A 13,740-nucleotide genomic window follows, 5' to 3' on the forward strand; every position below is an offset into this window, starting at 1 on the left:
CCGTGGTGGCCGCCGCCTCCGTCTTCCCCATCGGCCATGTCGCTCGGATGCTCGGCGAGGACGAAGACTGGCTGCACGAGCTCTCGATCGACATGGAACCCGAAGATGGGCGGCTGCACATCTACGGCGTCGGCGAGGATGGTGTGACCGCCTTCACCCGCGACGGCATCGACAATCTGCAGCAGATCATCGCCAACCAACGCGACGCCGGTCGTGCTCCTCCCAAGCTCGGATCCTCCGAATAGATCCACCTGCGGTCCTCACCGGATGCTGACCGGGAGTGAGCGGGTAGTGCCGGATCAGCGCAGCGCGGTCGGTGGGGATATCGAAGAGCCGATGCCGCTCTCATCGGCCAGCAGGTTGAACCGGGGCATAATAGCTCCGGATGAGGCCGGTCGCCCGAGACCACCCCAGCATAGGCGTCGAGTCCAGAGGGTTCATACGAAGTGGACTCCCTCCGCACCTTCGGCTTGAGAGGTTCAGCGCTGTCGTGTCCGGCCAGCGTTCCCTGTTTGTCCGGCCTAGAGTGTTCTGGCGGCAAAACCTTGAGGTGCCCCCGTGTTCGGTATATCCGCCGGCGTCACGCGGCGATAAAGTTCCCACGATATCGGCCCATCCTCGGGTTGCCCGCACCTGTTGATCGATGAAATTTCCCCATGCTCCACAGTCATTCGGGTTTCCGGTCCGCCGAGCGCTCGGATGGTGGGCGGCTGAACTTTCCACTTTCCTGCCCGCGCGGCTGACCGGCGTTATCGACCACCGCCACCGGCTGCCGATCGCAAGGCTGGCCGGCCATGGCTGGGTGGTGGAGGTCGGTGCCAAGGTTCGGAACCTGGCCGACTGGGCCGCGCGAAACCGGCGGAGTCCGGTCGTCCTGTCCTTGCCACCTGAGAGCAGCCTGTCCCGTGAGCTCTCTCTCCCCACGGCGGCGACGTCGTCCCTGCCACAGCTCTTGCGCCGGGAGATGGACCGGCTGATGCCCTGGCCGGGAGACCAAGTGTGGCTCGCCGCGCAGGTGCTGCGCCGCGTCGAGGGCGGGCGCAAGATCGAGGTCGAGCTGACCGTGGTGCCGGACACCGCGGTGGAGCCGGCCCGGCGCGCGCTGGCCGGGCTCGACGTGCCGGTCGCGGCGATCGAGCTGGACACGCCCGGAGGCAAGCGCATCCTGCTGCCACCCGGCGACGACCGCGTGGCCACGGGGCGCCGCCGGCTGCGGCGCACGGCACTGGCCGTTGCCGCCCTGTTCGCTGCCGCGGTGGTCGGCGCCGGCGGATGGATCGGCTGGCAGAGCTGGCAGCGCGGCCAGGAGATCATAGCGCTGCAGGCCCGGATCGCGGCGGCGCGGCCGGCGGCGGAGGAGGTGCGGCAGATGCGGCAGGAGATCGCCGACTTGTCGGACAGCCAGCGCTTTCTCGACGACAGGCGCCGGTCCGTCCCGGCGGCGTCGATCGTGCTGGAATCCGTGAGCCGGTTGCTGCCCGACGATGTGTGGCTGACCGACCTGTCGATCGCCGACACCGCGCTGCGGGCCGGCGGCAGCGCGACCGACGCCTCTGCTTTGATCGGCGTGCTCGAAGGCTCCGGCCGCTTCGCCGACACCCGCTTCCTGGCTCCGAGCACACGCGACCGGGAGACCGGCCGCGACCGGTTCAGCGTCGGCGCTCGCATCGAGCCGAAGCTGGAGCCCTGAGCATGGCCCGGTTTCCGACGCGCTGGCTGGCCCTGGCCCTGCTGATCGCCCTGGTCGCGATCCCGCTCGCCGGGCTCGGCATCGCGCTGTCCGGCCTGTGGCGGGCCGATGCCGAGGCCGTGGCACTGGGCGACAACGCGTCCCGCTTCGAGGCGGTCGCCGCCACGCGGCCCGATCTCGCCGCCCGGCGGGATGCGCTGAAGGCCGGGCTGGGGCAGGGCGCGCGCTTCCTCGGCGGCGCCGGCGCCGCGATCAGCGGCGCCGAGCTGCAGCGCCTGGTCGCCGACGTCGCCGCCCGGTCCGAGGCGCAGATCGACAACGCGCTGGTGCTGCCGGCCCGCGCCGAAGGGGCGTATCAGCGCATCGGGCTGCGGGTGGCGCTGTCGACCCGGATCGGGCCGCTGCAGCGCATCCTCCATGCGCTCGAGGCCGGGCAGCCGAGCCTGTTCGTCGACGCGCTGCAGATCCGGGCCGAGGATCTGGCGGCGGACCCCGTCCTGTCCGTCACCTTCGACGTCTATGGCTACCGGCCGGGAGGGGCGATGTGAGCTGGCATCCTCTAACCTGGATCGCCCTGGCCGCCGGCCTCGTCGCGGTTCCCGTCGCCCTGCTGCTGCCCGACGGGTCCGCGGCACCGGTCGCCGCGGTCGGGCGGGCCGATGCCCCGGCCGTCCCGGATCTCGCGGAACCGCCGCCGGCCTCGCCGGGAGAGCCGGCGCGGCTGGTTCCACTGGAGACCCTGACCGAGACCACCGCGCGGCCGCTCTTCGCCGCGACCCGGCGCCCGCCGCCGCCCGAGCCGGTCGCCGAGCCGGCGCCCGCCCCGGTGGTCGAGGCGGTGCCGGAGCCGGTGGCGCCGCCGGTCGAGCGGACGGAGTTCGTGCTGGTCGGCATCGTGCAGCAGCCCGACGGTCCCTTCGTCCTGCTGAAGCCGCGGGCCGGCGGTCCCGTCGTCACCGCCCGGCAGGGCGACGACGCCGGCGGCTGGCATGTCGAGACCATCAGCCCGACGGCGGTGCGCCTGACCAGCCCGGCCGGCGACGCCAAGCACGTGCTGTTCGCGCCGCGCCCGGTCGGCGATGCGGCCGATCCCGGCGGGTCGCTGCAATGACGAGGGATCGCTGATGGATCAGGTCCGGTCCCTGGTCGACATCCTGGTCGAGCTCGGCAAGCTCGGGCCCGACGACGTCGCCCGGCTGTCGCGGCTGGCGTCGTCCGAGCCGGCGACGACGCTGGTCACCCGGCTGGGGCTGGTGTCCGGCCGGGACTACGCCCAGGCGCTGTCGATCCTGCACGGCCTGCCGCTTGCCGGGCTGAGCGATTTCCCGGAGGCGCCGGTCCTGGCCGACCAGCTGCCGGCCCGGTTCCTCAAGGACTCCCGGGTCCTGCCGCTGGCCGAAGGCGAGGGCGGCGTGACCCTGGCCATGGCCGACCCCGGTGACAGCTTCGCATTGCGGGCGGTGGCGATGGCGCTCGGCCGGCCGGTCGTGCCGGTGGTCGCGGCCGAGGACGACCTCGCCGATGTCTTCGCCCGCTGGTACGAGAGCGGCCGGTCCAGCGTCGAGCGGATCTCCGACGGCGCCGAGATCGAGGCCGACACGGCGGGCGACCCCGATGTCGAGCAGCTCAAGGACCTGGCGCAGGAGGCGCCGGTCATCCGCCTGGTCAACCAGATCATCGCCGACGCGATGCGGCTGCAGGCGTCGGACATCCATCTCGAGACCTATCGCGAGCAGCTCAAGCTGCGCTACCGGGTCCATGGCCTGTTGAAGGACATGAAGGCGCCGCCGGCGAAGCTGGGGCCGGCGCTGATCAGCCGGATCAAGATCCTGGCGCGGCTCGACATCGCCGAGCGCCGGCTGCCGCAGGACGGCCGCGCTCGCTTCACCGCCGGCGGCCAGAAGGTCGACATGCGCGTCGCCACCATGCCGACGATGCATGGCGAGGCCGTGGTCATCCGCCTGCTCGACACCAAGGGCATGGCGCTCGACCTCGGCGAGCTCGGCCTCGCCCCTGCCGAGGAGGCCGGCATCCGCCGGCACCTGGCGCATCCGCACGGCATCCTGCTGGTCACCGGCCCGACCGGCAGCGGCAAGACCACGACCCTGTATGCCGCGCTGCGGATCCTGAACCAGCCGAGCCGGAAGATCCTGACCGTCGAGGACCCGATCGAATACCAGATCCCGGGCATCAACCAGACCAATGTCCAGCCGCAGATCGGCCTCGACTTCGCCCGGGTGCTGCGCTCCAGCCTGCGCCACGACCCGGACGTGATCATGGTCGGCGAGATCCGCGATGGCGAGACGGCCAATATCGCGGTCCATGCGGCGCTGACCGGGCACCTGGTGCTGTCGACGCTGCACACCAACAGCGCCACCGGCTCGATCAACCGGCTGCTCGACATGGGCGTCGACGGTTATCTGCTGACCTCGACCATCCGCGGCGTGATCGGCCAGCGCCTGGTCCGCCAGCTCTGCGCCGCCTGCCGCGAACCGTACCGGGCTTCGGCCGAGGAGCTGGCGCAGCTCGGGCGTCCGGCGGAGTCCGACACCATCCTGCACCGCGCCGTCGGCTGCCCTTCCTGCGACGGCATCGGCTACACCAGCCGGATCGGCATCTTCGAGTTCTTCGAGCTGACCGACGCGGTCCGCGAGGCGCTGCACCAGCGGATCTCGACCGCCGAGCTGACCCGCATCGCCTCTGCCGCCGGCATGCGCAGCATGTTCCAGGACGGCGTTGCCAAGGCCCTCGCCGGGCAGACGACGCCGGAGGAAGTGCGCCGCGTCACCGAGGAGGGATAGATGCCGCTCTTCGCCTTCAAGGCCGCCGACGGGGCCGGCAACCTGGTCGAGGGGCAGCTCGAGGCTGCGGACGAGGCCGCGGCGATCCGGCACCTGCAGCAGCTCGGCCAGTTCCCGCTGGAGGCGAGGCCGGTCCGCGGCGCCCGGGCGCAGCCGCGGCGCGGCCGGGTCCGGGCGAAGGAGGTGACCACCTTCCTCCGCCAGCTCGCGATCCTGCTCACCGCCGGCCAGCCGCTGGAGCGGGCTCTGATGACCATGGCCGGCACGGCCACCGGCAAACGCGGTGACGCGGTCGCCCGGCTGGCGCAGCCGATCCTCGACAGCGTGCGGGGCGGCCACAGCCTGAGCGCCGCGGTCGATGCCCAGGCCTTCCCGCGTCTGGCGGTCAACATGATCCGCGCCGGCGAGAGCTCGGGCAAGCTGGCCCAGGTGCTTGACCGCCTCGCCGATTTGCGCGAGCGATCGGAGAAGATCCGAACCACCGTCACCTCGGCGATGCTGTACCCGGTGCTGCTGGTCATCGTGGCGTTGGCATCGATCGCTCTGCTCCTCACCTTCGTCGTGCCCCAGTTCGAGACCGTGTTCCGCGACGCCGGGGCGGAGCTGCCGGTATCGACCGCGATCGTCGTCGCCCTCGGCCGCTTCCTGCAGGGCTGGGGCTGGCTGATCCTGCTCACCGTGCTCGCCGGCCTCTTGCTGCTGCGCCAGGCGTTGACGCTGTCCGGCCCGCGCCTGGCCTGGGACCGGATGCTGCTGCGCCTGCCCGTGCTGGGCGGCCTGCTGCGGATCCTGGTGACGGCGCGGTTCTGCCGGACGCTGGCGACCCTGGCCGGCAACGGCGTCGACCTGCCGAACGCGCTGCTACTGTCGCGCGACGTGGTGCCGAACCGCGCGGTGGCGGACGCGCTCGACACCGTGGTCACCGGCGTGCGCCAGGGCCTCGGCCTGTCCGAGCCGCTGGCCGCGACCGGGCTGTTCCCAGACTTTGCGGTGCAGATGCTGAAGGTGGGGGAGGAGACCGGCCGCATCGACCTGACCGCCGGCCATGTGGCCGATGCCTATGAGCAGGAGCTGGAGACCTCGGTCAAGCGCCTGGTCGGCCTCTTGGAGCCCACCTTGATCATCGTCCTGGGCCTGGCCGTCGGGGGCATCGTCATGTCCATCCTGACGGCCATCCTCAGCATCAACGACCTGGCGCTCTGACTCTTCATGCGCGATCTCCTGGGTCGATCAGACGACAGGGCCAGCCGCCACCAGCGGCAGCGCGGCTTCGTGCTGATCCTGGTGCTGGTGATCGTCGGCGTGGTCGCGACCGCGGCCCTGGTGCTGCTGGAGCGGAGCCGCAGCGCGGTCGGCTCCACCAGCGCGGCGGTCGAGGTGGCCAAGGCCCGTGCCCTCGCCGATGCCGGCATCGCCCGGCTGGTCCAGGCGCTGCGGGCCGAGGACGACCCACTGCTGGAGCGCCTCCTGGCCTCGCCGGCGCCGGTGCCGTGGCGCTTCGCGGATGCGGAAATCCGCCTGTCCTTCCTGCGCGAGAGCGGCAGGGCCGACCTCAACGCCGGTTCGCTGGAGCTGATCCAGGCCCTGCTCGACGGGATGCCGGTGCCGCCGGGTCTCCGCCAGCAGGCGCTGGAGCGGATCGAGGCGGCGCGGCGACAGCCGGCGCCGTTACCGAGCATGCTCGTGCCGAGCGTGCTCGCCCTGCTGCCGCCCTGCGCCCGGCTGACGCCGGTGGCGCGGCTGTTCGAGGACCGCTTCACGGTGCTGACCGGCAGCCGCGGCATCTCCGCCGCAGGCCTGGCAGACGAGCAACTGCGCCGGCTGCCCGGCCTGACCAGCACGGATGTCGAGACGCTGCGGGGCCGGGCGTCGTCGGCCGACGATCCGCGGCTGGCCCATCTGCAGCGCTTCCTGGCGGATGAGGAGCCGGTCTACCGGCTGCGGGCTGAGGCGGCCACCCCGCGCGTTGCCCATCTCGTCCGCGAGGCGGTGATCCTGCTCTCGGCACGCGCCCCCATGATCCGGATCCTGTCGCAGCGCGACCTTGCCGAGCCGGCGGCGATCGCCTGCAGCTGACGGTGCCCGCTATCCCGGTTGGCAGCGCGGTTCCTGCGGCAGCGCCAAGCAGGCTTCCGGCAGCCGGGCGCGGGTGCGGCCGATCAGGTCGATCGGGGCTCCGAGCTCAGGCGCATCGACGCGCAGCAGCACCGCCGCCGGCAACGCCCAGGGGCGGGCCCATTCGGACCGCCAGTTCCCGCCGCTGCTCCCGGCCGCGAAATAGCTCAGCCGGATCGAGCGGGCGCCCTCCAGCACCGTCTCCTCCCGCGCCGTTCCCGTCCCGGAATCGGTCCAGGCCAGCCGCAGTGCGGACCGCCCATCCGCCGACACGACCCGCAGAGTCAGGGGAATCGGCCGGTCCAAGGTCAGGATCGGCGGCCCCCAGGACAGCAGGGTCAGCTCCGTCGCGTCGGCCGTCTCGTCGGACGACAGGTTCGGCACAGCCCCTTCGGCCAAAGCACGCAGCAGCCCGCCGGCCGCGGCCACGCCGTCGCGCAGCTCTGCTTCCTGCCGCGACTTCTGGTCGAAGCGGGCGAACAGGTTCGGCAGGCCGACGGCGGCGGACGCCACCAGTCCGGCCAGCACCAGCGCCACCAGCACCTCGACCAGGGTGAATCCGCGTTCGCGGCGCCCGCGGGCCGGGGCGCGGGTCACGGCGGCAGCCCGGCGGCGCGCAGGGTGACCAGCTGGACCGCCGGCCCGCGCCGCGGCGCCACCCGGACGGTGATCGACAGCAGCCCGGGCTGGCCGGCCGCCTGCGGCATGCCGTCCTCGCGCCAGGGGGCGATGGCGAGCGACCAGGCGCTGCCGTCGCCGAGGCGGCCGCTGGCGCTGCGCGGCACCAGTGGCAGGTCGAGCCCGACCCGTTCCAGGATCGCCTCGGCCGCCAGGGTGGCCCGGGCCTGCGTCGTCGCGCGGGCGTCGCGGTCGCGGCTCGACACCAGCAGCGCCAGCGCTGTGGCGGTGATGCCGCCGAGCACGGCGAGCGCCACCAGCACCTCGACCAGGGTGAAGCCGGCCTCGCGCCCGGTCACGGCGTGGCCTCCTGGCGGACGGTGCCGGTCAGCCAGGCGATGCGCAGGGCCAGGCGGTGCTCGCCGCGGTTCAGGGTCAGGACGCCGCCGCTGCTCGACCCGTCGCCAAGGAACAGCAGGGCAGGGACGTTGCCGCCCGGGGCGATCGCGGCGCCGGTGAGGGTCAGGTCGACCCCGTCAGGCACCGTTTGCCAGCGGTCGAGCGCCGGGATGCCGAAGCGCCGACCCTCGGGATCGAAGCGGACTAGCATCGGGCTCTGCTGCCGCAAGGCCGTATCGCGCGCCTGCGCCAGCAGCCGCTCAACCCCAGCCCCGGCCTCGCGCAGGGCCGACCGGGCGCGCCACTCCGGCACCGCCAGCCCGACCACGGCCGTCGCCAGTCCCAGGATCACCAGCACGATCAGCATCTCGATCAGGGTGAAGCCGGCCGTTCGGGCCCGATCATCGATCCGCGACCGATCCAGCATGGTCTATTTCTTGGGAGGAGGCGCGCCGAACAGCTGCATCCGGCTCCGGAACTCCTCGGCGATGGCCTTCGCATCGGCGGCGTTGCGGATCACCTTCGGCGTGATCAGGATCACCAGCTCGGTGCGCTGGTCGTTGTCCGAGACGCCGCTGAACAGGTTGCCGACCAGGGGTATGTCGCGCAGCACCGGGACGCCGGACCTGCCATCGCTCTGCCGGTCGGAGATCAGGCCGCCGAGGATGACGGTCTGGCCGCTCGCCACGGACACCGAGGTCCCGACCTCCCGCTGCGCGATGGTCGGGTTGATCGCGTCGGGCGCCCCTTCCACGACGTTGCTGACCTCCTGGCGGATCTCGAGATTGACCTGGCCGTCGGGGTTGATGCGGGGCGTCACCTGCAGGATCACGCCGGTGTCGCGGTATTCGACGTTGTTGACGATCGGCGCGTCCGGGTTGTCGGTGGATTGCTGCTGCCGGGTGATCACCGGGACTTGGTCGCCAACCTTCAACTGCGCGGTCTGGTTGTCCAGGACGGCCAGCGATGGCGACGACACCACCCGGACATTGGTGATGCTGGCCAGCGCATCGAGGATGACCCGAAAATTCCCACTGCTGATGATGAAGTTGAAGCCCGGGACGGACGGATTGACTCCGAAACCACTGTTCTGGGTGAAGACGCTGGAGAAGTTGCCGCTTTCCAGCCAGAAATGCACCCCGTAGCGCAGCTGGTCGGTCAGGGTGACCTCGGCGATCGTCGCCTCGATCAGCACTTGGTACTGCGGCGTGTCCATCAGCCGGATCGCCGCCTCGATCTTCCGCCAGGCCTCGGGCGTCGCCATGACCATGAGCGAGTTGCGCTCCTTGTTGGCGACGATCTGGGCGCCATCAAACGGATCGGGGCCGCGCCCCGCATTGCCCGATCCACCTCCGCCGGCGCCGCTACCCACCATGCTGTTCAGATCGTCCGACAAGATGCCGAGCTTCTCGCCGGCGGACATGACCGCGCCCGCGTCCATCGCACCGCCATCGGCGCGTGACGGGATCGACGACCCGCCGGTGGACGCCGTCTGGACCGGCAGGGATGGCGCGACCGGGCTGCTGCCCCCGCCCGAGGAGCGGCCGCGCCCCCCACCCATGAACTGCCCCATGATCGAGGCGAGGTTCTCGGCCGTGCCGTTCTCGACCCGATAGACGTAGAGCTGAACGCCCTGCTTGTCGCCCTGGTCGAGCCGGTTGATCCAGGTCTCGGCCTGGCGCAGGCGCACCGGCTGCTTCGCCACGACCATCACGGCGTTGAGCCGGCGCACCGGGATGAAGTCGATGCCGCCCTGCATCGGCGTGCCCTCGGCGCCTAGCTTGAAGACGGAGCGGAGCTCCTGGATCATCGAGTTCGGATCGGAGCGGCGCAAGGGGAACAGCCCGGCGGAGACGCCGCGCATCGCGTCGACGTCGAAGGCCGCGACCATTTCGGCAATCGCCGCCCGGTCGCTGCTCGGCCCGGAGATCACCACGAGATTCCTCGCCGGATCGGTCCGGACCATGTTGCTGTTCGCCACCGGGCTGATCAGCGGCGCGATGGTGGCCGCCTGGACGAAGCGCAGAGGAATGATCGACACGCCGTAGCCGGCCGGCAGCGGCGTCGGGTCCGACCCCAGCTGCACCATCACCCGCCCGCCCGCGGCCTCGCCGGCGGGCACGATCCGATAGGCGGCACCGTCGGCAATCAGGGCGGCGCCGTTCATCCGCAGCACGGTCTCGACCGTCGCCAGCAAGTCCTGCCGGCTGAGAGCGGCGCTGCTGGACACCGTCGCAGTTCCCTGAATCCGCGGATCGACGCTGTAGGACGCCTTCAGCGTGTCCGCGAGGACGGCCTTCAGGAAGTCGCGGATGTCCGCGTTCTCGAAATTGATCTGCGCGCCCTGGCCGGTGACGATGACCGGCGCGCCGGCGGCTCCGGTTGCGAGCGGGGTGCCGTCGGCGCCGAAATACAGCTGTGGGGCACGAAGGTCGGTCGGAGCGGACGTCACCGCGACCGAGCCGGAGGGCTGCCGCGCCAGCTTCGACGGCACGTCGAAGTTCGCCGTGGCCAGCGGGTTGTACCGTGGGAGGGAGTCCTGGTTCTTCTGCTGGCAACTGACGACGCCCAGCGCTGCCGCCAAAATTGCAGCAAGACGCAAACCGGCAAGCCAGCCGGCCTTCCCCACACGGTGCATGCTCCGAACCGTCCCCCACACGTCCGAATTTGTACCTATTCGGATCCTCCTCACCATGACGGGCCGGGACCGCGATGGCAAGTGACGGTCTTGGATCTCCCGCAGCGCCTCAGCGCACGATAACGGGGGCAGTTATCGCGCATTGGACCGTTTGTTGCGCGGCGCGGATGGGGTAGAATCGCGCCAGAGTCGACGCGGACGGGGCCGCGGCGACATCCCAGGCAACCCGGAGGGATGATGCAGCACCAGGACCTCACGCCGCCGGTGGAGCCACTGGTGGCGGACCGACCGGCTCTCCTGCAGCTCGGCATCAGCCATCCTGACGCCCGTATCGACCGCGAGGACGGCCGCACGGCCCGCGGCCGGCTGCAGCGCCAGGCCCTGAAGGCGGGTCACCTGGCGCCGCGGCCCAGCGTCCGCGACCAGTTGGTGGTCATCGAGCTCGGCCGGGCCGTGCTCGCGGGCGGGCGCTGAGGATGCAGCAGGACCACGGCAATCCCGAGCGCTTCCTGCACGATCATGCCGACCGGCTCCGCCGGGCGCTGGGGGGCGGAACGCCGGCGGCGATCGCGGCCGCCGTCATCCGGCTCCGGGACGCGACCGCTTCGCGCCCGCTGCGCGCGCTGCTGCGGCCATGACCGAGGTGATCGAGGACGCCGCCGCAGTGCTGCCTGCAGCGATGCCGTGGACCCCGCCGCCGGGGCCGGTGGCCCTGAGCGAGGCGAAGATCGCCGAGATCAAAGCCCTCGCCGCGAAGGCCGATCAGCTGGTCGAGGCTTCGCTGTCGGCCAACACTCGGTTGGCCTATGGCAAGGCTTGGCGAGCATGGAGCGAGTGGTGCCTCGGCTTCGGCCTCGATCCCACGGGCGAGGACCCGGCGACCGCGGCCGACGCCCGCTGGCTGGTGATGCACCTCACGGCGTTGTCGGAGAAGAGGTCGCTGAACACCATCCTGCTGCGCCGGGCCGCGGTCGTGGCGATCCGCAAGCGGCTGAAGCGGCCGCTGGCGCTCGATGACGCCGAGTTCGAGTCCTTTCTCAAGGGCCTGCGCCGGACCAAGGGCGCCCGGCCGGTGCGCAAGGCGGCGCTGCTCGAGCCCAACCTGCGCGCCGCGTCCCTGGTGCTGACCCCGGATGCACACCAGGGCCTGGCCGGCATCGAGCTGGCCGGCGGGGGAGGGGAGGGGCGGCGCGCGCTCCGCGATATGGCGCTGCTGCTGATCGGATTCGCCGGCGGCTTCCGCCGCTCCGAGCTCGCCGCCTTTGACCTCCGGGATGTGTCCTTCTCGGCCGAGGGGCTGGTGCTGTTCGTCGGCCGCTCCAAGGCCGATCAGGAGCAGCACGGCGCCGAGATCGGCATCGAAGCCGTCCCGGGATCCGCTCTGTGCGCCATGACGGCGCTGCGCCGCTGGCTCGACGCCCGTGGTGAGACGCCCGGATCCCTGTTCTGCCGGCTCGACCGCGGCGGCAACCTGCTGGCCGGTGCCGACGGCCGGCTGCTGCCGGTCGACCCGGCGACGATCGCCCGCGTGGTGAAACGGGTGGTGACCCGCACCGGCATCGGCGCGGCGGACTTCTCGGCGCACAGCCTGCGGGCCGGGATGATGACCGCCGCCGACCTGCTCGGCGTCCCGCTCGAGAAGGCCATGGAGCACGGGCGGTGGAAGAGCTACAGCTCGGCCCGGATCTACCGGCGCCACGATAGCCTGTGGGTGGGGAATTTCACGGGCAAGTTGCTGCAGGGTCGATAGGCGCTCGGTTCCCTTCCGCGACCGGCTCTTTGCGGACGGTCGCCGGCCCTCCTGGCTTCCCGGAAGCGGACATTTCCGACGATCTGACCTTGCCCAAAGGCGGCCTCGGCACCCGGAGGACCGGATCACGATCGATCCCGTTCCAGGCGGCGTGTGTGCGAGTATCCGAGGGGAGGCCGTCCTGTGGCCGCTTCTGGCGCGATCCATACGGCCAGACCGTCTGCGAAGGGCGGAAAGCGGAAATGCACTCGCCTGTCGTCAGCCAACAACACGTCCGGTTCGTTGACCCGCTGCAAAGCTAATGAGCGATTGCGGCCAGATCCAACTTTGCAATGCTAGTTGGAGCGCTGTTGCTCCGATTCTATCCAAAATTTTCCAATAAAGCGAAATACATAGGCTATGAGGGCGACCAGAATGCCGACCCAAATCGACATCGCATGACGATCCCCCCCTGTGAGCAGACTAAGTGCCCCGAAGAGGGCAACGAACACCCCGGCGCCAATCGCGACAGTCGAAAAGTAATAGAAGAGCTTGGCGTATCCGTACGAGAGGCTCCTTTTGAATGTCCATTTCCGATTTCTTCTCAATAAATATACGGAGCATCCCACGATAATCGGAAAGCTGATCAGAAGAATCAGGTTTATAATTGCTGGTCTCATGGAAATTTTATAGCACGGGTTTCAGGCTCGATAGCTTGATATGAATATACCTGTCGCCGTCGGCAAGCGCCATGCTGCATGCGGTGGACCTAAGATTGTCGACTGAAGCGGAGCGGAGAAGAGACTCACCATGGTCGCGCCCCATGACCGAAACGGGTCGAATCGGGCCGTCTCTGCTCTCCGGAGTCGACCAGGACGGCTGCTTTGGGGCTCCCCTTGGTCGGCTTAGCCGACCGGGTTGGGCGGAAGGCGGCCAGCCACTGCCTCCTCCAAAGCTCGCAATCGGCCGGCTCAATTCAATTTGATTCTCCAGCCCGTCCGCTTCTGCAGCTCGGCCAAATACGGGGTCGCGTTCGGCGTTCCCCGTCCGTAAAGGGCCAAGCGTATCCTGGGAACCACCGGCTTTGCAGTAAATTCAAAGGTCACCGCAAATTCTCGCCCCTCAAATGCACCTTCCCAATGCGGATACTCTCTTCTCTGCGACAGGAACGATAAGAGTGTGGCCATAAGTCCGCTGGCTTTAATCGGCCCTTCATCGCGAACAAGAACGAACCGTATATCGTTAAACACCTCGGCCAATTTCAGCTTTACATCTTCAATCTGCCCGAGTGGTTGTCCATCTGGACGGGTAATTGCGCCCCCCATAACCATCGGTTGATCCCTCGCAGATTGTCGGCCGCAGCCGGATCCGAATATCAAATCATGATACGGATGACAGCGGCCCCTCCCCAAGCACCGATCGCTAGGATGCGAACTCTCACAGGCGCGGCGCCTTCTCCCGAAGAGACCGCTTCGGGTCGCGTACGGTCAGGTCGGCTCTCCGGCATCGGGCGCGACGTCCGCTTCTGGACGACCTGGAATCGGCCTGGCTGACCGCGAGGGGCGGAAAGTTGACCTTGCATGCCCGAGCCGAGATCGACGCACCTCCCGCATCATGGCAATGATGCGTTCAGAAATATGGGGGGCGGCATGGTCCGGAAAGCATATAGCCTCTTCTTGGCGTGTCTAGTGGTTGCGTCCTGTGCCTTAGCGAATAGCGAACTCACGCCCGATAAATGGGATGCCCTGCC

General features: G+C 69.9%; 15 protein-coding genes. 10 read left to right on the forward strand and 5 right to left on the reverse strand.

Going from position 1 to position 13,740, the window contains the following annotated elements:
- Positions 1-2: 2 nt before the first annotated feature.
- The 7 genes from QFZ27_RS08135 (at position 3) to QFZ27_RS08165 (ending at position 6,567) form a co-directional block, all read left to right on the forward strand.
- Complete coding sequence (locus QFZ27_RS08135; RefSeq protein ID WP_429225643.1) at positions 3-245, forward strand: hypothetical protein; 243 nt, start codon at positions 3-5, stop codon at positions 243-245.
- 731 nt (positions 246-976) lie between these two features.
- Positions 977-1,690: a PilN domain-containing protein gene (locus tag QFZ27_RS08140; protein ID WP_429225644.1), complete on the forward strand. Its 714-nt coding sequence runs from the start codon at positions 977-979 to the stop codon at positions 1,688-1,690.
- A 2-nt stretch (positions 1,691-1,692) separates the two neighbouring features.
- Complete coding sequence (gspM, locus tag QFZ27_RS08145; protein WP_429225645.1) at positions 1,693-2,238, forward strand: type II secretion system protein GspM; 546 nt, start codon at positions 1,693-1,695, stop codon at positions 2,236-2,238.
- A complete protein-coding gene (locus QFZ27_RS08150; RefSeq protein ID WP_429225646.1) occupies positions 2,235-2,801 on the forward strand; it encodes a hypothetical protein in 567 nt (188 codons plus the stop codon). Before gspM ends, QFZ27_RS08150 begins: the two co-directional genes overlap by 4 nt.
- A 13-nt stretch (positions 2,802-2,814) precedes the next feature.
- A complete protein-coding gene (locus tag QFZ27_RS08155) occupies positions 2,815-4,491 on the forward strand; it encodes a GspE/PulE family protein (RefSeq protein ID WP_429225647.1) in 1,677 nt (558 codons plus the stop codon).
- Complete coding sequence (locus tag QFZ27_RS08160) at positions 4,492-5,694, forward strand: type II secretion system F family protein (RefSeq protein ID WP_429225648.1); 1,203 nt, start codon at positions 4,492-4,494, stop codon at positions 5,692-5,694.
- Between the two features lie 6 nt (positions 5,695-5,700).
- Positions 5,701-6,567: a hypothetical protein gene (locus QFZ27_RS08165; RefSeq protein ID WP_429225649.1), complete on the forward strand. Its 867-nt coding sequence runs from the start codon at positions 5,701-5,703 to the stop codon at positions 6,565-6,567.
- Positions 6,568-6,576: 9 nt separating this feature from the next.
- Here the strand turns inward: QFZ27_RS08165 and QFZ27_RS08170 are convergent, their stop codons facing one another.
- The 4 genes from QFZ27_RS08170 to gspD are packed head-to-tail and all read right to left on the reverse strand — an operon-like array spanning position 6,577 to position 10,261.
- A complete protein-coding gene (locus QFZ27_RS08170; protein ID WP_429225650.1) occupies positions 6,577-7,203 on the reverse strand; it encodes a prepilin-type N-terminal cleavage/methylation domain-containing protein in 627 nt (208 codons plus the stop codon).
- The gene (locus QFZ27_RS08175) at positions 7,200-7,583 is read right to left on the reverse strand and encodes a prepilin-type N-terminal cleavage/methylation domain-containing protein (protein WP_429225651.1); all 384 of its coding nucleotides are present in this window, start codon (positions 7,581-7,583) and stop codon (positions 7,200-7,202) included. The genes QFZ27_RS08170 and QFZ27_RS08175 overlap by 4 nt, the downstream gene beginning before the upstream one ends.
- On the reverse strand, positions 7,580-8,050 hold the full coding sequence (locus QFZ27_RS08180) for a GspH/FimT family pseudopilin (RefSeq protein WP_429225652.1): 471 nt from the start codon (positions 8,048-8,050) through the stop codon (positions 7,580-7,582). Before QFZ27_RS08180 ends, QFZ27_RS08175 begins: the two co-directional genes overlap by 4 nt.
- 3 nt (positions 8,051-8,053) lie before the next feature.
- A complete protein-coding gene (gene gspD / locus QFZ27_RS08185; protein ID WP_429225653.1) occupies positions 8,054-10,261 on the reverse strand; it encodes a type II secretion system secretin GspD in 2,208 nt (735 codons plus the stop codon).
- Between the two features lie 234 nt (positions 10,262-10,495).
- Here gspD and QFZ27_RS08190 point away from each other — a divergent pair, with 234 nt between their 5' ends.
- Genes QFZ27_RS08190 through QFZ27_RS08200 form a run of 3 tightly spaced genes read left to right on the forward strand, consistent with a single transcriptional unit; the run spans position 10,496 to position 12,011 of the window.
- Positions 10,496-10,735: a hypothetical protein gene (locus QFZ27_RS08190; protein WP_429225654.1), complete on the forward strand. Its 240-nt coding sequence runs from the start codon at positions 10,496-10,498 to the stop codon at positions 10,733-10,735.
- Between the two features lie 2 nt (positions 10,736-10,737).
- Complete coding sequence (locus QFZ27_RS08195; RefSeq protein WP_429225655.1) at positions 10,738-10,899, forward strand: hypothetical protein; 162 nt, start codon at positions 10,738-10,740, stop codon at positions 10,897-10,899.
- A complete protein-coding gene (locus QFZ27_RS08200) occupies positions 10,896-12,011 on the forward strand; it encodes a tyrosine-type recombinase/integrase (protein WP_429225657.1) in 1,116 nt (371 codons plus the stop codon). The genes QFZ27_RS08195 and QFZ27_RS08200 overlap by 4 nt, the downstream gene beginning before the upstream one ends.
- Before the next feature lie 950 nt (positions 12,012-12,961).
- On the opposite strand, the gene QFZ27_RS08205 is transcribed toward QFZ27_RS08200, so the two are convergent.
- The gene (locus QFZ27_RS08205; RefSeq protein ID WP_429225659.1) at positions 12,962-13,321 is read right to left on the reverse strand and encodes a hypothetical protein; all 360 of its coding nucleotides are present in this window, start codon (positions 13,319-13,321) and stop codon (positions 12,962-12,964) included.
- Positions 13,322-13,740: the final 419 nt, after the last annotated feature.

The organism is Inquilinus ginsengisoli (genome assembly GCF_050434925.1).
GTDB classification, from domain to species: Bacteria; Pseudomonadota; Alphaproteobacteria; order DSM-16000; family Inquilinaceae; genus Inquilinus; species Inquilinus ginsengisoli_B.